The organism is Sphingomonas sp. URJC2 (genome assembly GCF_059803575.1).
On the sequence record NZ_JAPFGX010000007.1, the window covers coordinates 44,556 to 66,442 of the forward strand.

Here is a 21,887-nt window from a genome sequence, read left to right on the forward strand (position 1 = left end):
TTCAACAGCCGGGAATGTCGTCGTGCTTCACTCAGATGCGCTCAGAATTGGCGAACTTGCTGATGCAGGCGAACGCATGGTCGAGCGGCTGCGCAGGAAAGCGTTCCTGCCCGACAGCCGCAAGGGCCTGAATGTCAGGTTCGGCATTGCGGAGGCTGCGGCTCTTCTCAACTGCTCGACCAATCGCATCCGGATGGCCGAGGAAGATGGCAGACTGCCACCCGCCCCTGCGTCCGACAGCGGCCGGCGGCTTGGGTACACCGTTGAAGAACTCCTCAACATGCGGACGGTGCTTGGCGCCTCCCCTGCCCGCGCGCCCCTCGACAACCCTGCGATCATTGCGATCCAGAACTTCAAGGGCGGTGTAGGCAAGTCGACGGTAACGACGCATCTGGCGCATTATTTCGCGATCCAGGGCTACCGGGTGCTGGTCGTGGACTGCGACAGCCAGGCGACGACGACGACGCTATTCGGTTTCAACCCGCATTTTGCGATCACGCGCGAAGAGACGCTCTACCCCTATCTTTCGATCGACCCGACACAGGCTGATCTGCTGTATGCGGTCAAGCAGACCCCGTGGCCGAACGTCGATCTCATCCCGTCGAACCTCGAGCTGTTTGATGTGGAGTATGAACTCGCAGCCGCGGGAGCGGACGGGAAGGCAGTGCTCGCGACGCGGTTCCGGAAGCTCAAGCAGGGCTTGACGGACCTCGCGCGCGATTACGACATTGTTCTGCTCGATCCGCCCCCTGCCCTCGGCACGATCAGTCTGGCAGTCATGCAGGCCGCCAATGCCCTGCTGGTGCCGCTTGCAGCGACCACCCCTGATTTCTGCTCGACCGTGCAGTTCCTTTCGATGATGGACCAGGTGCTCCAGCAGCTCGGCTCTGCCGGCATCGATGTCAGCTACAGCTTTGTGCGTCTGATCTGCTCCAAATATGACGGCAACGACCCGAGCCATTCGATGGTGCGGGCGATCATGGAGCAGAGCTTTGGGCCGGCCCTCCTCCCGGTTCCGATCCTGGATTCTGCGGAAATCAGCCACGCGGCGTTGCGCATGATGACGATCTACGAGCTGGAAAAGCCGATCGGGACGCCACGGACACACAAGCGCTGCAAGGCAAATCTCGATGAGGCACTGGGCCAGGTCGAACAGCTGGTGCGCGCGAGTTGGGGACGCGTCACCCCGGTAAGCGAAGAGGCGATCGTTCGTGACGCAGCCTGACATCGGCTTGGCCTCGACCTCTGACCCCGCCCCTATCCCTGCTGGAAATGATCATGGCCGGTAAGCAGTCCAAATATCTTGCAGACCTGCTGGGCGAGGAAGAGGAAGCCCCCTCCCCTCCCCCAGTGGTTGACGAACGCCCGGCTCGTGCGCGCGGCATGACCCTGCTTGGGCGCGAGGCGGCGCTTGCGCGCGTTGCATCGGGTGAAGTCAGACAGGTGACGCAGCATCTGCTCGACCCCAAACGTGTTCGTGTGTGGACAGGCAATGCGCGCAGCTATGCGCATTTGACCGAAGAGAATGTCCGCGACCTGATCGACTCGATCATTGCGGAAGGCGGTCAGAAGGTTCCTGCCGTAGTGCGGCGGATATCAGGGGATCCGGACCATGAGTTCGAGGTGATCGCTGGTACGCGGCGCCACTTCGCCATCAGCTGGCTGAGGGCCAACAGCTGGCCTGAGATGATGTTTCTGGCTCAGGTTGCTGATCTCGACGATGAGGCGGCATTCAGGCTGGCAGATATCGAGAACCGGGCGAGGAAGGACGTGTCCGACCTGGAGCGCGCCAAAAACTATGCGGCTGCCCTTCATGCCCATTACGGCGGCCATCAGACGCGCATGGCCGAGCGGCTTCGCCTGTCGAAGGGTTGGCTGTCGAAAATGCTCAAGGTGGCCTCAATCCCGGACGATATTATTGCGGCCTTTGCGTCCCCGGCCGACGTCCAGCTCAAGCCGGCTTATGAACTGTCGCAGGCGCTGGAAGATCCAGTGTCAGCTAAGGCGATCAGGAAGCAGGCGAAGACGATTGCAGCAGAGCAAGCCGCGAGGCGGGAGCGAGGCACCCCTCCCCTGCCCTTCGCGGAGGTGCTTAGCCAGCTGCTGTCGGCACCAGCCGGCCCAGAGAGCGGGAAGGCCAGTCCGTGGTCGGTCCAGAGCAGTTTTGGGCGACCGATGCTTAGCCTCCAGTCGACAAACCGTCAGGGGGTGACAGTGCGGCTTCATGCAGGTTCAGGCGCGAGCAACGACGAGCTGCTGGATGCGGTTCGCGCCCTGCTGACGCACCTGGAGGACAACGCGATTGTGAGGCTGAAATGATGTTTCCCCGGGGAAACATTCGATGTCCTCGCGGCAGGCTGCAGATGGCTGATGAAGAGTGATCCCAAGCCGCGGGATCCCGGGACAGGGTGTTTCCCCGGGGAAACATTCCGGGGTTTGGCGCCGCATGTTTCCCCGGGGAAACATGCGGCGTTCGCTGCGCTCTTGTGGCATCGTCCGGCTTTCACCATGCCCCGAGTGTATGTGTCCATGGGGAAACATTCCCTAGGACGACGCCTCCATCGCCAATGTTTCCCCGGGGAAACATCCTTGGGCGCGACGCGACGCGTCTCCCCCGAGAAAATCGCCCCTGCCGCCATTCCTCGGATGGGTCGACAACTTGCTGGCGTACGCCGGCGAGATGTTTCCCCAGGGAAACATCCGAGGATCTGTGGGCGCTATCAATCGTGTTTCCCCGGGGAAACATTCCTGGATAAAGAGCGATGTGGTTCCCTAGGGAAACACCCAGCCTCCTCGATCCCACCTCTCTATTGCCGAGCCGCTGGCATGCACCGAGCGGGCGTCTCCCGAGAGGACACCCCTCCCCCGCTCTGTCCCCCCACTGACGGTTGTTTCCCCCGGGGAACGCCACAGAACCACACATGGAATGCATGTTTCCCCGGGGAAACACCGAGGCATCGATGACCAGCACCGAACCCAAAAAGGGCAATGAACAGTTCGATCTGTTCCTCCCCTACCTTGCGGATCTTCCGCTTCGTGACCAGCGCGAGATGATGGAGAGGCCCTTCTTCAGCCTTGCAAAATCGAAGCGGGTGAAGCCGATCGACTACCGCTCTCCGGACGGCAAGCTATGGGTCCATGTGTCGGCAAACCCCGACTATGGGATGGCAACGATCTGGGATGCGGACATCCTGATCTATTGCGCCTCAGCGCTTGCCGACATGTCACGTCGCGGTCTGAATGACATCCCGCGCAAGCTCCACCTGATGCCATATGACCTGCTCCGGGCAATTGGTCGGCCAACGACAGGCCGGGCCTATGAGCTCTTGGCTCAGGCGCTCGACCGGCTGGTCGCAACGACGGTCAAGACAAACATTCGTGCAGAGAACCGTCGCGAAGCGACCTTCAGCTGGCTGGACGGATGGACCCAGCTGGTGGACGAAAAAACCGAGCGGTCGCGCGGCATGACGCTTGAGCTCAGCAACTGGTTTTATGAGGGCGTCCTTATGCAAGGCGGCGTCCTGTCGATCGATCGCGCATATTTTGACATCTCAGGCGGACGCGAGCGCTGGCTGTACAAGGTAGCCCGTAAACACGCCGGCGGGGCAGGGGAGGGGGGCTTTGCCATCTCGATGCCGACCCTGTTCGAAAAATCGGGGGCAGAGGGCCAATACCGCCGGTTCAAATTCGAAATCCTGAAGATTGCCGATCGCGACGAGCTTCCTGGCTACACGCTTGAGATCGAGCAGCCGGAGGGCAAGCGCGAACCTTCGGTACGAATGAGGCGGCGGAGCGAAGCCGGCCAGGCACGCGTCCAGGTGCAGCGTAACAGGGCAGGGGAGGGGCCTGCGTCGCCCCAGCCAAAGCCGTTACCGCGGACGGTTGATTTGACGCCTCAGACGCTCGAGCACCTCCGCCACGAATGCCCGGGATGGGATTACCACAATCTGCACCAGTTGTTCCGGCAGTGGCTGGCCGAGGACCCATCCCGCACACCCGCGAGCTATCAAAATGCGTTCATTGGCTGGGTGCGCCGTTATCATGAAGCCAACAAGCACACGCTGCGATAGCCATGCCGTTCCCGAAGTGTCGTGTTCGGCCTTGGGCGGGATGCAATCGCGAAGCCCAACCACATCAAAGGCACGACCCCGGCATCCAGATTGAACGACATTCCACGGACGCTTGTGAAAACTGATTCAATCCGATCGGCGTTTTCGTCCTGCGTAAGGAGCCATCGACATATCCGGAACGCCCCTCGACACTTCGGGAATTATATAACGACACATCAGGAACGCATTCCCCGACACATCAGGAACGATTCAACGACATGTCCGGAACGCGCTAGTGAGGCCAAATGGTTATAGATCAGGGGCTTACGAGGGCTGCTTCAAACTCTAACTATCTAATTTTCCACTAAAGAGTCTAACGGCTCGGATTTTGTGAATGTGGGTAAAGAAGCGTCACAGCGACGGGAGCAGGGACGGATAACCCCATGGCCGGTTTTCGCCCCATGTTCCGCAAATAGAGCTGCGACCCGCCGGTGACACCAGATGGCCGGGGAGCATTGCAGAGAGCTTCAACATCGAGGAACCAGAGCGCGGGTGCCGGAAGCTTCTATCGCAGCTTTCATCCGGCCACGGCATAACCGGCTTGCTCTTTCTCTCTTGGGGACGTTGCGGAGACTGCCCAGTGAGGGGATGCGGCAGAGACAAGACGCGGCCCCAAGGGAAGACTTTCCACCGTCAAACCCCTCATGGATATGCCCACACTGCCAATCAGCGAACCGTTGACTACAAATCTGCCGGAGCCGATAGTATCAATCAGCCGGTAACCGGAGATGGCATGTTCCAGCGATTTATTGAGCAGAGGGCGAAGGAGGCGCTTGCGGACACGCCGGTCGTCCTCATCGTCGGACCGCGCCGTGCCGGCAAGACGACGCTGGTGCGAAAGATGGGAGAAACCGGCTGGACCTACAGCACCCTCGACGACCAGACCGTCCTTGAAGCTGCCCAGTCCGATCCAGCCGGCTTCATCCGAGGTCTGGATCGCGCCATCATCGACGAGATCCAGCGTGCCCCGAATCTGTTGCTGGCGATCAAGAAGACGGTCGACGAAGACTACCGACCTGGCCGTTTCCTGCTCACAGGATCGGCCAATGTACTGACCTTGCCGCGCGTCTCCGACAGCCTCGCTGGCCGGATGGAAACCATCCGGATGCTGCCTTTGGCTCGGGCGGAAATCGAGAACCGAGCGCCGACCTTTCTGGAACGTCTGTTCGAGGGGAGTTTGCGCAGCCAGAGCGACGCGATCGTCGGCGATGATCTGGTACAACTGGCACTGCGCGGCGGCTTTCCTGAAGCGATCAGCCGTGACAGCGAACGGCGGCGACAAGATTGGGCGCGGTCGTATCTCACCTCGATCCTGACCCGTGATCTTCGCGATATCGCCGAGGTGGAAAAGCTCACCGAACTCCCGAAATTCGTACGACTTCTGGCTGAACATTCCGGGCAGCTCGTCAACTATTCCCAGCTCGCGAGCGGCATTAATGTGAACCACAGGACCGGTCAGCGCTATGTCGGTCTGCTCGAACAGGTATTCCTGATCGCGACCCTGCAGCCCTGGTTCACCAATGCACTCAAGCGCCTGGTCAAGACGCCCAAATTGCATTTCCTTGATTCCGGGTTGCTCGCCGCCGCGCGCGGGCTGACTTTTGATCGGATAAAAGCGGATCGGGGAGCGTTTGGCGCGCTGCTCGAGAGCTTCGTGTTCTCCGAAGTGCTGAAGCTGATGACGGCCTCAGACCTGCGTCTGACGCCACATCATTTCCGCGATCGGGACATGCGCGAGGTCGATATCGTGCTTGAGCGCGATGACGGCATGATTGCCGCCATCGAGGTGAAGGCAAGTGCGACGGTCAAGGCCAGCGACTTCTCGGGCCTACGAGCATTGGCGGAGGCATGTGGGGACCGATTTGCGTTTGGCACTGTCCTCTACGACAGCACGGACGTCGTGCCGTTCGGAGACCGCATGGCAGCTGCGCCACTATCGTGTCTCTGGGCGTGAGGAAAAGCCGATGAAGATCATCGACAACACCTCACTGCTTCTCGGCGATGACCCCAAGCAGGTGGTCACTTTCGGCGAGCAGACGAACTGCGTGGCCTTTGCGGTTGGCGAAGCGACGCTCGGCGCGCTGCATCAATCGGCGGCCCCAGGTATCTGGTACGGAGTCGCCGATCCAGCCGAAGGTCGCAAGGCCATCAGGAGGAGCGAACGCGCCACGAGTCAATGCGAGTGCGGGCTCCAGAGAAAAGCGATCCGGGTTATCCAACCACTTACGGTCGCACACGAAGAGAACCGTCTCCGTCCCACGGACACGGTTGCTCCTCGCTAATCCGATCGGTCACGTGCGACCGTTGAGATCGATGTGGACCTTGAAGTCAGCCATCGCGGGAGGATCCGGCCGGACGCTTCAGATGAACGTGCTTGGGAAGGTCGGCCCTGGCCAACGCCTGGCCGACCCGGTCGTTGCCGATGTCGGCGACTTGGGCGAGCCCCTCAAGCAAACCGAGGGCCTGGAGGACGCTTGCATAGATGCCGATGCTCACATTGGTGTTGCCAGCTTCTACCTTTTGCAGGGTTGAGCGGGAGGTGAAGGCGCGTTCCGCCACGACTGCCATAGGCAGTTTGCGGCGTCGGCGGGCATCGTGGATATCCGCCCCGAGCTTACGCAAACTTCGGCGAACTGCTGCGGGAGGGGTGTGAGGGGTAGGCATTGTCACTTTCGCGCTACATTTGCCGAGAATATGTAGCACGAAGCTTGCATTCCTCCTAGCGTCCAAGCCTAATCGGCCTCTCGGAAATCGCCGGCTGCGCCGGATCCTGCTCTGCCAGCCAGGCCTGGGCACGCGGCGTCATCGCCGCGCTGGAGAGCGCCGCGAGGATCAGCGACTTGTCGAGATAGAGCATCAGTAGCGGTCGCCATCCCGCATCAACCGCACGAGATCGGCCGCGCTCTGGGATTGGGGTGGCATCGTCGCCGTTAGCGATTGGAGCAGCGCTACATAGATCGGCTCGCGCGGCCTGACCACGGCGGTGAGCCGTGCGACCGGATTGCCGCGACGGGTGATGTCGATCGGCTCGCCGGCCTCAACTCGGTCGACCAGCTCACTCAGATGGGCTTTGGCGTCTGCGAGGCTGATCGCGACCATGGCATGCTCCTGACTATGTAGATAGTCATACAGCGCGCTTGACTTAAGGATATCAGCAGGAGGCTTGCCGATGCGGTATGCAATCGCAAGAACGTCTTGTTCGCCGCCTCCGACGAGGGCGGCGACAGCTGGGCGGTGATCGCCACGCTCATTGAAAACTGCAAGCTCATCGGCATCAACTCGCGCACCTGGCCGACCGCAACGTTCACAAGCTTCGCCGATGGTCGCCCGGCATCGCGGATCGACGAACTCTTTCCACACGCTCTTGGGTCAGCGCCTGCCATAGAGCTAAATCCCCGTTTGCCGGGGCGAAGACAATGTTCCGATTATGTTCTAATTACCGTTCATGCGAATCGGACGTGATGAGCTGGTTTTCCGAGCCTTGGTGGCGCTGACTGATGCGGCTGAGCGGTGCGGGGAGGGACCCCTGGAACCGACGGCTGCACTCCGCTTTGCTCTGCTTGTCGCCTGGGCTGCCGGAGATGGTCCGAGGGAGCCGTTCGACGAGTTTTGGCGTGCCGTGCTGGACCCGGTTCGGCATGCTTGTCATGAGAATGCCAGGCGGACATATCGGCAAAGCTATGCACGCCGTGCGCTTGAGGGGATCAAGCAAACCCTTGGGATCCCCCCATTGGTCGAGATCGAGATAGCGCTTAGAGAGGCGGCCCGCGGCAAGGGGGGAGCTTTCCATCGGTACAGCCAGGCGCTCACCAAAGCGCGATCAGGGCGAGGCTGTTCTCATTCTCATTGTTGATCAAGCCCTGGCGTATAGAGTTCGCCACCCTCGAGCTGTTCCGCTGCCATCGAAACGTAGCAGGCAGCGAGGCGCTGCCCCTGAAGGTCGAGAATGTCGCTGATGACCCTCAGCTCCTCTCTGATTTGGACGGGTTTGGACCTGGTTGGACTCGTTTTGGATCCAATATCGGGTATGGTCCGATTAGAGCACATTTTTCGATTCCTCAGACGGGGTCTTGCCTCGAGATAAGAAGCGAAACGGGATCCAACTATTCAAGACCATTAGCCCGGGACGGGTCCAATATGGATTAATTTCTCCTGCAAAATCTTTTGGAGCCGTCGTTTTCGGTTCAAGAGATGGAGTCACTCAACGATCGACTCATGGCGTGGCGCGGGAGCCTGAAAAAGACCCGTATAATCGAAGGTCATCTAGGCATGCAGTGAGACTGCCGAAGATTGTGGTCGGCCGCGCGGATAGGCAGTTGCAATAAGCCTATGCGGCATCCTTCCGATGCGCCCTTTGCTTCAAAACCGAAAGCCCGGATGGATCCCTGTCGAGCAGCAACAGTGCACTCATCACCGCATGGCTGACAACCACGTCGCCGCTCTCGTATTTCTGGAAGGCGTTGGGCCCACCGCCAATCAGGCGGCCCGCATCCTTCTGGGTGAGATGCAAGCGCTTCCTGATCCGACGCACTGCTTCGGGCTCGAGCAGGCCTTCGACTTGCGCCTTTAGCCGGTTCAAGGCACGATCCGAAACCTTCATGTCGTCACCGGTGTGAATGCTCTCGTCGCTTGCATCACAATACCAGCCGGGCATGTCGAAGGTAGTTTCGTGCCCCTTGTAGGTGATCGTGATCGGCCGAACGTCGCGGAACATCGGCCGGCCCGTGTGCGGGCAGGTGGGGTTAGTCATTGCCCTTCTCCTTGAACGACAGAAGCAAAAACTCTGTGACGGCATCGGCTGTCAGTTTGATGTACAAAGTCCCCTGGTCAGAGGGAACATGGTAGACGTCCTGCCAGACCCGATGATCAAAAAATGATGTCATAGACTTATAAAAATGACGTCGCTCGATTGTCTGTATAGTTGTAACGATCTCGCTTCGGCTGAAACCAAGCGATGCTGCTCCTCTCAGAGCGGAACCTGTGACATTAAGTTTCTCGACTGTAGAGAAAGCGGCTTTGACCGCTTCTATGTCATAGGTCGGCTTTCGCTTTTGAGTCATTATCCCAGATAACACCACTGTGGTGTTTTTTCAAGAGATTGGAGTCCATCAGCAGGCTGACCGTGCTGCATATCGAACCGTCCCGGCTTTCAGCGGCCCCCAAGATGGCCCGACAGGACCTCACACCTGTGTGGGAATGAGGCATATGACCGACAACAATCCTGGGAGTTGTTTGCGTCCTGAGGTTCTCGGAGGGGTTCAGGGCGGTGAGCGCCGGTCCCCTGACGAGAAGCTCCGTATGGTCGAAGAGGGCTTCCTGTCCGGCAACAGCGGATCGCATTTGGTGCGTGCGCATGACAAAGAGCTCATCGCGTGTGTTTGGCTTAGATCGCCGACTGGCAAAAGGGCCTCACAGCGAGGGGCGGGACGCGGTCGATAAGCCAGGCGTTCGCGTTCGTCGGTAACCGGCTCGACGTGACGCTGTTCGACCATTTGATATTCGCTAACGGGGGAACGTTCTCGCTCCGGAGGGCAGGGCTGCTTTGAAGGCTGGCTAGCGCAAGGCGCTATGTGCCGCCCCGCAGCAGGACGAAGTTGCCGGCCCGCGCGACCACCCTATTGCGATACGAGGTCGCGACATGGGCGAGCTCCCCACAAACGAAGACGTGGGAGACCGCTGGGATACGGAGCACTTGCCTAATTTCGGACGCGACCGCTGCTTCGCCACGACGCTCGAGCCAATGGGGGTTTCGGATCTCAGCGACTGCCACTTTGGCTAGGTCTCCCCGGAGAGACAGCGGCTGCTTGAACGGATCTGCAAAGAGCGGGGCGTGCACTCCTTGGTAGGCGAGCGCGAGAGGAGCGTACATCTGGCAGCGCCTGCCTTCGTCCCCGCCACGGTAGCTGGTCATGGCATAGACCGGCCGCATGATGGCGCCCTCGGGCACCTTAGAGAGGACTTCAGAGGCTGTGAGCCAGTCCTGGCGATATTCTGACCAGCTGATGGCCGTGATGGCGGATTTTACCGCAAGGAGCGCCGCCAGCACGGCCGATATGGGCATCAGGCCGTTGGTTGAAGGGGGGGGCTGGAGCGCGGCACAGCACATCAATGCGAGCAGGAGCGGCACGCGATCTGCAACAAAGCCCACGCCGAACAGCGCCGGCGGTGTGATGACACACATCAACGCTAACGCCGCGATGGCTGGGATAGCAGCTCGGGCCAACCGAAGATGGCCAGAGAGAAATCCTGCTCCAATCACAGTCGCAAGGGTTGCGATTGCAACAATATCAAACTGCTCGCTTGGGCTTTCTGCCACCCTGACGATTGTGTTCAGGCGATAGCAAAGCTCGGCCCATAGTCGGGTGACCCATTTGTCAGATTGAAACGTGGCCGCGATCCGCGCCGCTGTTGAATCCCCGGAATCTGACGTGCCCGCTGCCAGAAATAGCGCGACCGGAATGATGGCCTGGGTTCCAATGAGCAACAGACCTTGGACGAGGCGCGGAAGCCGTTCACCCGCGGCCCACCAGCGCCCGAGCTCGAGCGAGGCGAGTGTCAGGCCATAGAGAAAGAAGGCAAATCCATGAGACAGGAAGACCAGCAGCCCAAAGACGGCACCGGACACCGCAACGGTCAGGGATCGGTTACGCAATAAGATCCATGCAGCCATGCCAAAGAAGGAGAGCGACATGGCCAGCAGAAAGTTTATGAATCCCCAGTTCAATACATAGCTATATGCCAGAAAAGAAGCTGCAATGATCGGGATGATAAGACTGCGTGCGCCGAGGGCTCGTGCCAAGGCCGTCACGGCCAGGACTTGAAATAGGGCCAAACCGGCAACAATGATCTTCGCGGCACGGAGCGGCTCAACGTAGTGGAGCAGCATCCAGCCAAGGGCATCCATGCCCAGGTTCGGAGTTAGCCGCCACTGCACAGCGTAACTCTTTGAGATTTCGCCGAGCTCTGTGCTGTGGGACAGTACCCAGTATCTGACTATGTGGTCATAGAGGTCAATGAATGGGATCACCGGCGTTACGGTGAGCGGAAGAAGCAGGGCAAAAAAGCAAAATGCGGTGGCGACGAGGGTAGCGTCTGCGACCTGCGGCACGCCTTTTGCTGCCAGTTTCTCGAGCGGATGTATCGCCTCTTGCTTCATGGAATTCCCCAAGCAACACGACCTGGAACAGGTGCTAAACAGCGAAAAATTCGGGTTTTCGGCTAAGCTCGCGGTCACTGCCTGGTTCGATCGGGGCAAAATCGCCCACGCGGGCAGTCGGCCGGCGAAGCCGTTCGAGTCATCCGCGCCGCATCAAGCTGATATGTCGGCGTGACACATGGACCTGCACGGCATCGAGAATGCCAATGCGTCCAGCATCACGGGTTGCTTTCAGCTGCACGAAAGACGAGTCGAACCAGCTTTCGGGCTGATCCGTCGACTGCCCCGTCTAGAGATGGAACCCCGAAACCATCATACCCCCTTAAACCAAAATCAAGATTGCAACATAACGACAGACTGTCGGCGCTTGGCCGATATGATTCTATCACCCATCTGGGTGATAAACGGCCTTACGCATGTATTGGCCGAATCAGAAGAACGAGACGCAGCCGACAAGACTGGCGTTTGCTAGATTGTGTTCATTGAAATGCCAATATACCTGTTTTCTGTGATCCATTTTGACACGAAAACGACTGATCTATGGTGACTTACTACCGGGATCGACGCTGTGAAGACGTGGTAAGGGTGTGTCGGTAGAAGGGGAGCGAACATGATCGCATTGTCACTGCTGCCGAAGGGGCAACCCGTTCACTGTCTGGTCCTGGGTCAGTCGCCAGCGCTGTTTATGCGCTGGGTTTTGAGGGGAGGGGCTTGTGTCGCGGCATAAGGCGGGCCGAAATGCGAAACAGGCCTGCAACTGACGATCAGGAAGCGGGGAGGGTTGCGTGTCATGATCCACACGAGGCGGGCGGTCGTCTCTGGCGCTCTGGCTGCTGCGATTGCCCTTACCGGACGGGGCGACGTTTTCCGGGGGCGTGCAGAGGCGAGTGGGGCTGCTGATTCTGGCGGGATCGATGCGGGCTCGGCACCGGTTCAGCGCCGGGCTGCGGCGCTCTTTTCGATCCCGTCGGGAGATCTCGGCCGCTTGTCGCCAGCCGCTCGTGCCGAGCGGGACGTGATTGTTGCTACGATCAACGCCAACAAATGGGATCCGGTCGTCCCTGATACGTTTGGGCCTGGTCGCAGCGTGATTGTCTCGTCCGTGGATGAGATGACTGCGCGTATCCGCGCCTTGAGTGCTGCTTATCCAGATGATTGGTGCCGCCTGCAGCTTGCGTCAGGTGCTTACGGGGCGTGGCAGCTCGGTGCCGACTATACCCAGTCTGGTGGGCAATGGGGGCCGAGAGGCGGATGCGTTATCGAGCCGGCACCGGGGGCGATCGTGAAGGTGACGGGTATCTGGCGAGGGCAGGGGAGCGGGCTCGTCTTCCGCGGGCTCGATTTTGTCGCGCTGAACAATGCTGCCGGCGAGAATGCTACTGCCAATCTGGCCCTTGAGGGTATCTTCAACCAGGGTGCGAGGGGGCCGAGTGCAAGCCGGGTGGTTGTGGAAGGCTGCCGCTTCGGTCAGGAGTTTGCAGCGAGACCCGTGGGATCAGAACGCTGGATCCGAGCGCTCAACGCCGACTTTTGTGAGAGCTTGATCGTTCGCCATTGTACGTTTTCGAAAATCCGGCGGGTCTGCAACTTTGGAGGTCGCGGATATTTCGAGTTCACTGGGAACGACATCGGTGAGAGTGGCGAATTTGGTTTTCAGATCAACGTCGGTTGGACCAACCGTTCGTCACCGCAGCTCGCAAATCCGACAGCGTCGGACCTCTTCATTTACATCCACAAAAACCTGCATCGCGGGGGCGTCGATCAGGCAAAGGACATTCATTTCGACTTCATCCAGTTTCTTGGAGGATCAGATGCGGTCCGCGAGGGGTGGGGGAGCCGGACAGTCATTGAGAACAACATACTCACCTGTCGTCAAACGCAGGTCGGTCGGAACGATTTGGGCCAGACGGTCTACCCAACGACGATGTTCCTGATATTTTCGATGGGGCATGCGGGCGCGGATGGAAAGGCGGCGTCCATGCGCGGCGTTGTTTTCAACAACCTCCACGCGGCAAATGGCTTCTTTGCGCAACTCGGCGGGCCGAACACCTCCTACTTCATCGAGTGCAACACGTCCTCGTGTCAGCCCGTCCGACCAGCAGCTGTCACCAGCGGGGACGGCGGATCAAACTCGATCATGATGTTTGGTACGGGAGAGACGGTGATGGTGCGTGGCAACATCGCGGGGAGGGTGCTCTCGCAGGGCAGTACCAAAGGTGTTGTGAAGGAAAACCAGGTCATCCGTACATCATCGGCCGGTCCCTCCGGGGGGGCTCGACCCGAGGCGCTGCTGCGCGGGCCGTTTCTCCGGGATCTGGGTCAGAGCAGCGGCTGGTCGCTTGGGGATGCTGAAGATCTTCATGCCATGCCAGCCCAGGCGCTGGTTGATCGGGCTATCCTTGTGAACACGCCCAGGTCTGACCTGACGGGCGCGCGTTTCGGATAGGCGGCGCTCGGTTCTTAGCAGCGCAGACTGTGCCCTGACTGCTATGTCTCGGCGAACGAGTGTGAGGCGTTTTGAATGTGCAACCTTTATCGCTTGCGCGAACCTGCTGCTGAGGTCGCGCGGATCTTTGATGCGGTCGAGCAGGGGCTTTCTCTGGACCCCGCCAAGGATCTGTATCCCAAGTCGCCAGCGCTGGTGGTGAGAGCGGAGGGGGGCGTCCGGAAGGTCGAGATTATGCGCTGGGGTTTCCCTCCGCCGCCAGCCGGGCGCGCCCCGGTGACTAATGTGCGCAACCTTGCCAGTCCATTCTGGCGGGGTGCGCTTGGCCGTGCTGAAAGGCGTTGTCTCGTTCCCGCCAGTGAGTTTTGCGAATGGGAAGGGGCGGCGGGCCACAAGATCAAGCGGTGGTTCTCTGTTCCGAGCAGGCCGATCTTTGCCTTCGCGGGTGTCTGGCGCCCGACCGAGGAGGGTGGGGCCTATGCCTTTTTGACGTGTGAGCCCAATGAGCTGGTGCGCCCGGTCCATCCAAAGGCAATGCCGGTCATCCTCCATGATGGGGATTTCGATGTCTGGCTTAGGGGGCCTATGGACGAGGCCGTTTCACTTGCCGCCCCCTATCCGTCGCAGCTGATGCGTCTGGATTAAGGGGGCGAGGGCAATAGGGGCTGATAGATGGCGATTGTGTATTTCCCAGCGCTCATTGAGCGCGGGGATCACGGCTATGGGGTGATTTTTCCGGATCTTCCTGGCTGCGTGTCTGCCGGTGACACGCTGCAGGAGGCGGCGCTGAACGCCGAGGAAGCTCTGTCTGGTCATTTGGCGGTGATGGTGCGGTTTGGCGAACCTGTCCCGGTGCCGTCGACTCTGGATGAAGTTGAGTTGGACGAGGATCTTGAAGAGGCTGGCCGAATCCTTGTGCGGGCGGATTGTCCCGGCCGCGATGTGTGCCTTGAACTTAGCCTGGAGGCTGAGCTGATCGCAGCGATCGATCGGGTGAGCGGTGATCGCCACGCCTTCATTACGAATGCCGTTCGCGCGGCTTTGGCTGGGCAGGGCTAATCGATGCTTGCTGCGCTCTTCGCTTTAGCTCTTTGCGTTGCAACCGATGGCGACAGTCTGCGCTGCGGCGCCGAGCGTATCCGGGTTGCCGGCATTGACGCACCTGAACTGCGGCGGTGTCCGCGAAACCGGATCTGCACGCCGGGCGATGGTCGGGCGAGCAAGCGCGCGCTCGAGCAGATGATTGCCGGTCGAGATTTGAGGATCCAGCGGGTTGGCCGTGATCGCTATGGCAGAACGCTTGCCAAGGTTTATGTCGGTCGGACAAACCTTGCCTGTGCGATGATCGCTGGAGGCCATGCGGTGCGTCGGTATGAACAGCGTTGGACGCGAGAATGTCGGCGATAGCTCACCTCTTAATGTAGTCGCACCCGGCAACCGTGGGCTTCGGACCCAGCTCGACGGTCTGCGGCTTGACCCCGTAATTGAGCTGCTCGACGTGCGTTGCAGCTCTTTGATCCGGGCGCGCATCTCGAGAATGGTCGAGTTCTCGCCATCCCCCGACGCTGGCGAAGCGTCCCCTCCCCCTGCGTCGTCGGCCTGATCGAGTTCCATGTCCTCGGTCAGTTCAAGCGACGCGTCCGCGGTATCGTCTGCCATATGACCTCTCGTTCTCGCGCATCGCGGCTGGGCGGTTGTCGAACGGGGGCACGATACGCGGGCGGAGTCTGCGCATTATTTGGGAATGTTTGGGGTTGTTCTGAAACGACACGCCCAGCCGCTTCGTCCGATCCGGCGCTTTTCACGCAAGACATTTAACGGCCGGTTTTTGTAAACAGGGCATCACCAAAGGGGAGTGTTCACATGTTCAAGGGGATTTTGCTTGCAGCGGCCGCGCTCGCGGCGGTGCCTGCGCAGGCGGCTGACTTTTCAGGCTTCGGGATCAGTTCGGATAGCTGGACGCGGATAGGCGCGCCGACCAGCGAAGAGATTCTACCCGCCCAGCTAGGGTCGGACATTCTCCGGGCGTGGCTCATCACCTTCAGCCTGATGCGGCTGGGCGTGACTGACACGACCTCCGACTTCACCATCGTCAACGCGCCGATCTCGCTTGGGCGGCGCGCCGTGCTGCCGACTGACATCACGGTCGAATACAGCGCCGCACTCAACCGCATGACGATTTTCGGCACGGTCGGCGGTGAAGACCTGATCGACACCGAGAACGACCTGTTCGCCACGATCGACAACGTGTTTTCCGCCGCCCCTGTCGCCAATCAGGTGAGGGTCTCGACCGCCGCTAGCCCCGGCGGCTTCTGGCAGACGAACTACCAGTTTGCGACCGTCCCCGAACCCGCAACATGGGCCATGATGATCGGCGGTTTCGGCGCCATCGGCGCGATGGCTCGCCGTTCAACCCGCCGCGCCGTCGCTCTCGACTAAGCCGCGTCCGATGTCCTGCCATGGGCAAATCGGTAGGGAAGCCACCGCGAGCAGATCGACGCGGGTCGATTACAGGCCATCACGGTTGACGAAGAAGATGACGCTCAACGCCCGTCGGTCATCAATCCGGGGCTTGCCGTGGCTCTTGAGGAACTACAGGTGCATGCGCTCCATCTGCTCGTCAGTCAGCCGTGTCGGGTCGCACACCCGCATCTCCTCACGGAACCTGAATCAGATCGCGAACCACATATCAATGGGTTCTGACCCAAGCCGCAGGTCATCCCGCTAATGCTGTCCGCGAACTGTTGCCTTGGCCCATCGTGGCCTGAACACACCGTTTGCGATCATCGGGAGCCTTTACAAGCCAATGAACAGGATCGTCCTTGCGTGGCAACGGACGATCCTGTCCTTAGCGGGGTCAAATCGACCCAGATAATCTTACAAGGCGCGATGAGTGCGGTGGATGATCACCCGCATCGTTGCCTCGCGAAAGGTTAGAACCTGAGGCCGACCCCGAGCAGCGCCTGATGGCGGTTGCCGTCGATGCTGAACTCATCCGCTCCCAGGTCGAACTCTGCGCCGTTGTAGCTTGTGAAAACATATTCGGCCTTGAGGAAAAACCGCTTGCTCAGGGCTGCCTCGACGCCGGCTCCGACATGGAAGCCGTCACGGTCGATGTTGTCTTCGAAGTCGGTGAGGATGTTTTCGAAATCGTTGTAGCTGAAGTCGATCCGGCCATTGCTATACCCGGCCTTGCCATAGACCATGATCTTCTCAGATGCGGTCACCCCAACCCGCGCTCCAATCTGCAGATTACGCCCTGCCTCCAAGCATGCTTCATCGAGCCCGAAGACTTCGCTGCAGCTGCCCACGCTGGATAGGTCGCCGCCGACATAAGCACCGAGGATGACGTTCGAGCCCACCTTCTTATCGAAGCCGAATTCCACGCCATAGCCGAAGCCGTTTTCCCCGCCGCTGACGTCATCACCGAGGGCGCTGGCGCTCAGTTCGACCCGGTCAAAACCACCACGCAGTTCTGCCCTGAGGCCTTCAAAATTCTGTGCCGATGCCGGGGCAGCGGCGGCAGCTGCGATCGCGGCGAAGAGTGGGATCTTTCTCATTATCGTTCCTCTATTTGATCCGATCAATTCGATCAGGCGCGCGTCGATATGCGCTTATCGTGCGCACGAACAAGAACGTTTATGTCCAATTTAGAGGCATTTAGGGGAGGCAGAGGTGCCCCCGGACGTTCGATCGGGCTTGGGGGTGTGCCCAATGCGATAACCTGGCGACCGCGGTGGCTGCGCACCGAAGAAGCGGTGGGGCGAGGGCTATGTGTTCACCCGGCGGCGAGCATCGGCATCGATGATTATGCGATCGACCGCACGGTCGCGCTGATCGATGGCGGCGCGCGGATGCGTGCCGATACCGACGGGGTCTCGCTGGGCTTCGATGTCGGCGATCAATATGCGCGCTGGTCGAGCGCCGATGCGCACAACGCCCAGGCCACGCTGCGCCTGAGCCGGTGGTCCGTCGGAGTCGGGTACGTGGGGGCGGATTGTTACGCCCTGCTGGACCGGACCCAGGCTGTCGCCATCACTTCCAAAGGGAACCGGCGGCATCCCCCCGGTCCGATGTCTGTTAGGACATATCTTGGGGAACGCCGCCGGCTTTTATGATCAGATCGTCGTCGAACACCGGACCAAGGCTTTGTGTTTGCACTCAAAGCCAATAAAAATGCTCGGCTTCCTGATCACGTCTCACTTGTCGCACCGTCCTTGCCGGCTGCCAATTGTGGAATCTCCTCATGTCGCCGGATGGCGGCCGTGCCCGGGCCGGTCGGTGCCCGGCGCCGGTCGTCGGGCGCGGGTGGCGGAGTCGGCAACAGGCCGGTGGTGCTGGGCAGCGTCTGCGCCCGGCACCACCGGCCTGTCTTGTCATGGCAAAGCCCGGTTCGCGCCGCCGGGGGGAGTCAACCCGGCCTGAACACGCCTTAGGCCAGGCGCAGCGCGGTTTCGCCTTTTGCGCGGCGGCGGCGCTGGTGCCGTGCGGCCGAACCGATCAGTCCGAAGCCCGCGATCAGCGACGCCCAGACCCCGGGTTCGGGCACGGCGGCGAACACGATCGATCCGTCATAATCTGCCGGGCCGGTGCCGACGATGCCGTTGACCACGATCGTATATTGCCCGGCCCCCAGCTGGATCGGCGCGAGCGCGCTCGTTTCCAGACTGTTCAGCGCCCCGCCATTGGCAAAGGTGGCAACGAGCGCGCCGGCATTGCCGAAGCCGCTGCGTAGCTGCACCAGTCCGAAGTCCAGATTGCTGAGCTCGGTGGACCCGGCAAACAGCGCCGTGGTCTGAAAGCCGCTGGCGGCGATCGTCAGCGGTGCGGACACGGTGAAGCGGAATTCATCCTGGAATGCCCCGGGCGATGCGATGACCGACGGCACAAGATTTACCGCCTGGGTCGGCGGGACATTGAATGTACCGACCATATAGACGACGGCCGGTGCAGGGCTGGCGAACAGGACGGCAAGTCCTGTCAGGACAATATTGCAGGCTTTCATGATATTCCCCTCTTTTAATAAACCAGATTATAAATCCGGTCTTTACGTGACGTTCGGAAGAACAGGGGTGGCACGGCGAAAGATTGGGTGTAATTGTGAGGTGTACTTAGATTTTCGTCGCCCGCGTACATCATGATGCCCCATCCGGGCCCGGCAGTGCCTTGATCAGCAGAACCGGCGTCCGGGCGGTGCCGGCCAGATGAGCGGCGACATGCCCGCACCCCTGCTGGCCATGCCCGCCATTGCCCAGCGTCGACAGGACAATCAGGTCGGCGGCCAATTTCGCGCAGGCGGCGGGCAGGCCGTCGCGCGCGTCGCCATGGCTGACATGCACCGAGGCCGGCTGGCGTGCGCACATCAGCCGGTGCCGGACCGACTGGAGGTAATCGAGCACGACATGTTCGTTGCGCGCGCGCACGCGCTCGCGCAGCTCGATCGCGTCGCGTTCGACCGGGCCGATGATCGTCAGCTCCGGCACCGGCACGACATGGACGAGCAGCAGTTCGGCATCATGGGCGGCCGCCAGGCTGGCGGCGATGGGGATGGCGCGTTCGCTGTCGAACGACCCGTCGAGCGGCAGCAGGATCCGCCGGTATCGCGCGACGGCGTGACTGTCCGGCGGCACGAGCAATACCGATGCCCCGCAGTCCGCGAGCACCGCTGACGCGACATGGCCGAGCCGGCGGGACGCCTCGGGATGGGCGGCGGCGCGCGTGTAGAGCCCAACCAGGGGCGGCCGGTGCTTGGCGATCCAGCGCAGCAATTGTTCGCACGGGCGTCCTTCCAGCACCAGCGGCCGCTGCGCCTCGCCGCCAAGATCGGCCAGCTTGCCCTGCGCGCGCGTCCGGCGCAGCGGGCCGTGGCCGAGGTCTGCGGCCAGATCATCTCGCCGGGTGTCGAGCACATGGCCGAGCATGACCGGCACCCCCAGCCCGGCCGCGACCGCGCGGCCATGCGCGAGCAGCGCGCCGCCCCCGGCCAGATCGTCAAGGCAGATCAGCGCCGGCTGCGGCCCCGCCATCATGGCGGGGGCGGGCCGGGCGGGATCGATGGGCGAGGGGGTGGGGGTGGGGGGAGGGGCCGGAAGGATGGTCTGCATCTGAACCGCATCAGGCTGGAGGGGCGGGGATAGGGGGCTGGATCACATGGCGAGCGTGATCCGGTCGTCGACCGCGCCGACGCCTGGCGTAGCCCAGGCGGCGCGTTCGGCCAGCTGGCGCTCATGCCACGCCTTGACGCGGCCGCTCAGAATGACGCGATTGCCCTTGGTTTCGACCTCGATGGTCTCGCCATCGGCATCCGCCTGCCGCCGGATCGCGGCGACGATCCGGTCGCGCACATCCCGGGCGACCGGGGCCTGGCGCACCTCGATCTGATTGCTGATCCCGAGAACGCCATTGATCTTGCCGGCGGCGCCGCGCGCGGCACGGCGCTGGTATTCCCAGTCCACCGTCCCGGTCAGCGTCACCCAGCCTTTTTCGACCCGGACGTGCAGATGCTTGCCGGGGATCATCACGTCCCAGTCGAACAGATCGGCGATGCGGCGGGCAATCTCCTGATCGGACGTCTTGGGATCGGAGGGGTAGCTGACCTTGATCTCCTCCGCGATGGCGCGCACCCCGGCAACCCGCCCGGCGGCCTTTTCTGCGACCATCTTTTCCGCATAGGATTTGACCTGGCCGGTGAGCGTCACCACGCCGTGGCTCACCGCCACGCCGATGCCCGCTGCATCAAGGCTTGGTTCCCATTCGAGTTCGGCCTGAACGTCGCGCTGAATATCGGCATCCGTCTTCACGATGACCTCTCCCATGTGAGTCGGTGCGCGCGCAGTCGCGCCGCCACCCGGGGGTCAGGCTGGCGGAGTCGCGATCCGGGGAAAATTGGGAATCGCCACATTGCGCCCGGCCGCGCCGTCCCAATCGGGGGCTCGCACAAAATGGGGCACGGGCCTGCTTTCCGGGGTCGTCACGGCCAGTTATCCACAACCTGGGAGGTGGAGCCGTGATGGAGAGCTTCGTGCGAAGGCGAAACATCGCCCAGTATGAGGCGATCCTCAGGAGCGAGTCGGACCCGGGCCGGCGTCGGATGATTGAAGCGATGCTGTTCCAGTGGCGGGAGGAGGAACGCAGCGCCGGCCTCGACGGCGCCGGCCCCGCTTCAGGACACGAGAGCGTCGCTTCGCGCGAGCTGTCCTAGATCGTTGAACAGGCGGACAAGGCTGGTCCGCGTCTGCCCCATCATCGCGATTCCCTGCCGGGACGCCAGCATCGTGCAATCGACCAGCAGCCCGTCTGGGGTGTGCCGGTAAAGACCGGCGGTCACGCCTTTCTGGAGATGGCGTCCAATCGTGGTGCCCGCCACTCTGATCGCCTCGGCCAGCTCGCTCACCCGCGCCGGGCGCAGCAGCCCGCGGTCTCCGAGCGCGGCGCACGCCTCCGGCGTCACATCGACCAGCGCATCATAATCGGTGTCGCTGGTGTTGATGGTGAAGACTTTGACGAACAGGATCGACGTCAGCAGGCGGCGGCACAGCGTCTGCACCGACGTCAAGGTCCGCAGCATATGTTCAAAGGCGAGATGCCCGATCTTCCGCTGGTGGGTGATCCAGATGTCGGACCCGGCAAGGCGCTGGCCCGTGTCGCCCACCAGCCCCAGCGGCTCGAGCCGTGCCACCAGCCGGTGCGCGGTCTTTGCGCCGGCTTCCAGATTGTCGATATATTCCGAATAGATTGGCGACGTGCGCGCGACATGGCACCCGGAATCATCAACCAGCACCAGCCCCTTGTCCGCCAGCCGCATGACATGGCGGCGGGCGGTTTCATTGGGCAGGCCGATGCCATCGGCGATCGATCTGATGCTGAAATGCTTTCTGATTTCGCCGCGCGCGCCCGACGCATTGGCCTGGAGGATCGAGAGCAGCAGGATGTAGTCATAGAAATCCGTGCCATCGAGCCTCAGATCCAGCTCCTGCGACACCAGATCAAGAGAGGCGCGGAATGTCGACAGCAGCGACCCGAACGAGATTTCCGGCATGCGTCAGCCCCCCGACATAAAGAGGCGCCTCCGCGAGCCTCGTCCCTTGATCGGCGACGCGCGCGATTAATAATCGAAATGCATCTTATATGAAAGAAATGCAGGTTAGGACTTTGCAGGGCCGCCTTCGCGGCAATC

At 61.2% G+C, this 21,887-nt stretch carries 24 protein-coding genes; 13 read left to right on the forward strand and 11 right to left on the reverse strand.

Features of this window, described 5'->3' with window-relative positions; translation table 11 throughout:
- Nucleotides 1-76: 76 nt before the first annotated feature.
- From OPU66_RS04840 to OPU66_RS04860, 5 genes are all read left to right on the forward strand, one after another.
- Nucleotides 77-1,225, forward strand: coding sequence for an AAA family ATPase (locus OPU66_RS04840; RefSeq protein ID WP_498552469.1), 1,149 nt, complete (start codon nt 77-79; stop codon nt 1,223-1,225).
- A 53-nt stretch (nt 1,226-1,278) separates the two neighbouring features.
- Nucleotides 1,279-2,319, forward strand: a complete 1,041-nt coding sequence (locus tag OPU66_RS04845) for a ParB/RepB/Spo0J family partition protein (protein WP_498552470.1) — start codon at nt 1,279-1,281, stop codon at nt 2,317-2,319.
- 641 nt (nt 2,320-2,960) lie between these two features.
- Nucleotides 2,961-4,070, forward strand: coding sequence for a replication initiator protein A (locus tag OPU66_RS04850; RefSeq protein WP_498552471.1), 1,110 nt, complete (start codon nt 2,961-2,963; stop codon nt 4,068-4,070).
- A gap of 772 nt (nt 4,071-4,842) precedes the next feature.
- Nucleotides 4,843-6,063 carry an ATP-binding protein gene (locus OPU66_RS04855; RefSeq protein WP_498552472.1) on the forward strand — a complete coding sequence of 407 codons (1,221 nt, stop codon included), beginning with the start codon at nt 4,843-4,845 and terminating at the stop codon, nt 6,061-6,063.
- Nucleotides 6,064-6,073: 10 nt separating this feature from the next.
- Complete coding sequence (locus OPU66_RS04860; RefSeq protein WP_498552473.1) at nt 6,074-6,391, forward strand: hypothetical protein; 318 nt, start codon at nt 6,074-6,076, stop codon at nt 6,389-6,391.
- Nucleotides 6,392-6,437: 46 nt separating this feature from the next.
- Here OPU66_RS04860 and OPU66_RS04865 read toward each other — a convergent pair whose 3' ends face one another.
- The 3 genes from OPU66_RS04865 to OPU66_RS04875 are packed head-to-tail and all read right to left on the reverse strand — an operon-like array spanning nt 6,438 to nt 7,469.
- On the reverse strand, nt 6,438-6,773 hold the full coding sequence (locus tag OPU66_RS04865) for a helix-turn-helix domain-containing protein (protein WP_498552510.1): 336 nt from the start codon (nt 6,771-6,773) through the stop codon (nt 6,438-6,440).
- A 55-nt stretch (nt 6,774-6,828) separates the two neighbouring features.
- Complete coding sequence (locus OPU66_RS04870) at nt 6,829-6,966, reverse strand: hypothetical protein (protein WP_498552474.1); 138 nt, start codon at nt 6,964-6,966, stop codon at nt 6,829-6,831.
- Nucleotides 6,966-7,469 carry a type II toxin-antitoxin system Phd/YefM family antitoxin gene (locus tag OPU66_RS04875; RefSeq protein WP_498552475.1) on the reverse strand — a complete coding sequence of 168 codons (504 nt, stop codon included), beginning with the start codon at nt 7,467-7,469 and terminating at the stop codon, nt 6,966-6,968. Before OPU66_RS04875 ends, OPU66_RS04870 begins: the two co-directional genes overlap by 1 nt.
- Here OPU66_RS04875 and OPU66_RS04880 point away from each other — a divergent pair.
- On the forward strand, nt 7,383-7,571 hold the full coding sequence (locus OPU66_RS04880) for a hypothetical protein (protein WP_498552511.1): 189 nt from the start codon (nt 7,383-7,385) through the stop codon (nt 7,569-7,571). The genes OPU66_RS04875 and OPU66_RS04880 overlap by 87 nt on opposite strands.
- Before the next feature lie 865 nt (nt 7,572-8,436).
- Here OPU66_RS04880 and OPU66_RS04885 read toward each other — a convergent pair.
- The 3 genes from OPU66_RS04885 to OPU66_RS04895 all read right to left on the reverse strand — a co-directional run bounded on the left by OPU66_RS04885 (nt 8,437) and on the right by OPU66_RS04895 (nt 11,265).
- Nucleotides 8,437-8,859 (reverse strand): type II toxin-antitoxin system MqsA family antitoxin, encoded by a 423-nt coding sequence (locus OPU66_RS04885; protein ID WP_498552476.1) that lies wholly within the window; start codon nt 8,857-8,859, stop codon nt 8,437-8,439.
- Complete coding sequence (locus OPU66_RS04890; protein ID WP_498552477.1) at nt 8,852-9,169, reverse strand: type II toxin-antitoxin system MqsR family toxin; 318 nt, start codon at nt 9,167-9,169, stop codon at nt 8,852-8,854. Before OPU66_RS04890 ends, OPU66_RS04885 begins: the two co-directional genes overlap by 8 nt.
- A 506-nt stretch (nt 9,170-9,675) precedes the next feature.
- Nucleotides 9,676-11,265: a hypothetical protein gene (locus OPU66_RS04895; protein WP_498552478.1), complete on the reverse strand. Its 1,590-nt coding sequence runs from the start codon at nt 11,263-11,265 to the stop codon at nt 9,676-9,678.
- On the opposite strand from OPU66_RS04895, the gene OPU66_RS04900 reads away from it, so the two are divergent.
- The 6 genes from OPU66_RS04900 to OPU66_RS04925 all read left to right on the forward strand — a co-directional run bounded on the left by OPU66_RS04900 (nt 11,264) and on the right by OPU66_RS04925 (nt 16,150).
- Complete coding sequence (locus OPU66_RS04900; protein ID WP_498552479.1) at nt 11,264-11,440, forward strand: hypothetical protein; 177 nt, start codon at nt 11,264-11,266, stop codon at nt 11,438-11,440. The two genes, OPU66_RS04895 and OPU66_RS04900, sit on opposite strands and share 2 nt — an antisense overlap.
- Nucleotides 11,441-12,055: 615 nt before the next feature.
- Nucleotides 12,056-13,711, forward strand: a complete 1,656-nt coding sequence (locus OPU66_RS04905; protein WP_498552480.1) for a hypothetical protein — start codon at nt 12,056-12,058, stop codon at nt 13,709-13,711.
- 75 nt (nt 13,712-13,786) lie between these two features.
- On the forward strand, nt 13,787-14,356 hold the full coding sequence (locus OPU66_RS04910; RefSeq protein ID WP_498552481.1) for an SOS response-associated peptidase: 570 nt from the start codon (nt 13,787-13,789) through the stop codon (nt 14,354-14,356).
- 27 nt (nt 14,357-14,383) lie between these two features.
- Nucleotides 14,384-14,770: a type II toxin-antitoxin system HicB family antitoxin gene (locus OPU66_RS04915; RefSeq protein ID WP_498552482.1), complete on the forward strand. Its 387-nt coding sequence runs from the start codon at nt 14,384-14,386 to the stop codon at nt 14,768-14,770.
- Nucleotides 14,771-14,773: 3 nt separating this feature from the next.
- Complete coding sequence (locus OPU66_RS04920; RefSeq protein WP_498552483.1) at nt 14,774-15,118, forward strand: thermonuclease family protein; 345 nt, start codon at nt 14,774-14,776, stop codon at nt 15,116-15,118.
- Between the two features lie 456 nt (nt 15,119-15,574).
- Entirely contained in the window at nt 15,575-16,150 is a 576-nt protein-coding gene (locus tag OPU66_RS04925; protein WP_498552484.1) for a PEPxxWA-CTERM sorting domain-containing protein, read from the forward strand.
- A 494-nt stretch (nt 16,151-16,644) separates the two neighbouring features.
- Here OPU66_RS04925 and OPU66_RS04930 read toward each other — a convergent pair whose 3' ends face one another.
- Nucleotides 16,645-17,271 carry an outer membrane protein gene (locus OPU66_RS04930; protein WP_498552485.1) on the reverse strand — a complete coding sequence of 209 codons (627 nt, stop codon included), beginning with the start codon at nt 17,269-17,271 and terminating at the stop codon, nt 16,645-16,647.
- Nucleotides 17,272-17,418: 147 nt separating this feature from the next.
- Here OPU66_RS04930 and OPU66_RS04935 point away from each other — a divergent pair, with 147 nt between their 5' ends.
- Nucleotides 17,419-17,829: a hypothetical protein gene (locus OPU66_RS04935; protein WP_498552486.1), complete on the forward strand. Its 411-nt coding sequence runs from the start codon at nt 17,419-17,421 to the stop codon at nt 17,827-17,829.
- A 314-nt stretch (nt 17,830-18,143) separates the two neighbouring features.
- On the opposite strand, the gene OPU66_RS04940 is transcribed toward OPU66_RS04935, so the two are convergent.
- From OPU66_RS04940 to OPU66_RS04955, 4 genes are all read right to left on the reverse strand, one after another.
- The gene (locus OPU66_RS04940) at nt 18,144-18,716 is read right to left on the reverse strand and encodes an FxDxF family PEP-CTERM protein (RefSeq protein WP_498552487.1); all 573 of its coding nucleotides are present in this window, start codon (nt 18,714-18,716) and stop codon (nt 18,144-18,146) included.
- 130 nt (nt 18,717-18,846) lie between these two features.
- Nucleotides 18,847-19,815 carry a universal stress protein gene (locus OPU66_RS04945; RefSeq protein WP_498552488.1) on the reverse strand — a complete coding sequence of 323 codons (969 nt, stop codon included), beginning with the start codon at nt 19,813-19,815 and terminating at the stop codon, nt 18,847-18,849.
- A 42-nt stretch (nt 19,816-19,857) separates the two neighbouring features.
- Nucleotides 19,858-20,511 (reverse strand): BON domain-containing protein, encoded by a 654-nt coding sequence (locus tag OPU66_RS04950; protein WP_498552489.1) that lies wholly within the window; start codon nt 20,509-20,511, stop codon nt 19,858-19,860.
- Nucleotides 20,512-20,873: 362 nt separating this feature from the next.
- A complete protein-coding gene (locus tag OPU66_RS04955) occupies nt 20,874-21,749 on the reverse strand; it encodes a hypothetical protein (protein ID WP_498552490.1) in 876 nt (291 codons plus the stop codon).
- Nucleotides 21,750-21,887: the final 138 nt, after the last annotated feature.

Coding starts and splice junctions, on each gene's coding strand:
- OPU66_RS04840 (WP_498552469.1), top strand. CDS start 77: ATGGTCGAGCGGCTGCGCAGGAAAGCGTTCCTGCCCGACAGCCGCAAG.
- OPU66_RS04845 (WP_498552470.1), top strand. CDS start 1,279: ATGGCCGGTAAGCAGTCCAAATATCTTGCAGACCTGCTGGGCGAGGAA.
- OPU66_RS04850 (WP_498552471.1), top strand. CDS start 2,961: ATGACCAGCACCGAACCCAAAAAGGGCAATGAACAGTTCGATCTGTTC.
- OPU66_RS04855 (WP_498552472.1), top strand. CDS start 4,843: ATGTTCCAGCGATTTATTGAGCAGAGGGCGAAGGAGGCGCTTGCGGAC.
- OPU66_RS04860 (WP_498552473.1), top strand. CDS start 6,074: ATGAAGATCATCGACAACACCTCACTGCTTCTCGGCGATGACCCCAAG.
- OPU66_RS04865 (WP_498552510.1), bottom strand. CDS start 6,773: ATGCCTACCCCTCACACCCCTCCCGCAGCAGTTCGCCGAAGTTTGCGT.
- OPU66_RS04870 (WP_498552474.1), bottom strand. CDS start 6,966: ATGCTCTATCTCGACAAGTCGCTGATCCTCGCGGCGCTCTCCAGCGCG.
- OPU66_RS04885 (WP_498552476.1), bottom strand. CDS start 8,859: ATGACTAACCCCACCTGCCCGCACACGGGCCGGCCGATGTTCCGCGAC.
- OPU66_RS04890 (WP_498552477.1), bottom strand. CDS start 9,169: ATGACTCAAAAGCGAAAGCCGACCTATGACATAGAAGCGGTCAAAGCC.
- OPU66_RS04900 (WP_498552479.1), top strand. CDS start 11,264: ATGGAATTCCCCAAGCAACACGACCTGGAACAGGTGCTAAACAGCGAA.
- OPU66_RS04895 (WP_498552478.1), bottom strand. CDS start 11,265: ATGAAGCAAGAGGCGATACATCCGCTCGAGAAACTGGCAGCAAAAGGC.
- OPU66_RS04905 (WP_498552480.1), top strand. CDS start 12,056: ATGATCCACACGAGGCGGGCGGTCGTCTCTGGCGCTCTGGCTGCTGCG.
- OPU66_RS04910 (WP_498552481.1), top strand. CDS start 13,787: ATGTGCAACCTTTATCGCTTGCGCGAACCTGCTGCTGAGGTCGCGCGG.
- OPU66_RS04915 (WP_498552482.1), top strand. CDS start 14,384: ATGGCGATTGTGTATTTCCCAGCGCTCATTGAGCGCGGGGATCACGGC.
- OPU66_RS04920 (WP_498552483.1), top strand. CDS start 14,774: ATGCTTGCTGCGCTCTTCGCTTTAGCTCTTTGCGTTGCAACCGATGGC.
- OPU66_RS04925 (WP_498552484.1), top strand. CDS start 15,575: ATGTTCAAGGGGATTTTGCTTGCAGCGGCCGCGCTCGCGGCGGTGCCT.
- OPU66_RS04930 (WP_498552485.1), bottom strand. CDS start 17,271: ATGAGAAAGATCCCACTCTTCGCCGCGATCGCAGCTGCCGCCGCTGCC.
- OPU66_RS04940 (WP_498552487.1), bottom strand. CDS start 18,716: ATGAAAGCCTGCAATATTGTCCTGACAGGACTTGCCGTCCTGTTCGCC.
- OPU66_RS04945 (WP_498552488.1), bottom strand. CDS start 19,815: ATGCAGACCATCCTTCCGGCCCCTCCCCCCACCCCCACCCCCTCGCCC.
- OPU66_RS04955 (WP_498552490.1), bottom strand. CDS start 21,749: ATGCCGGAAATCTCGTTCGGGTCGCTGCTGTCGACATTCCGCGCCTCT.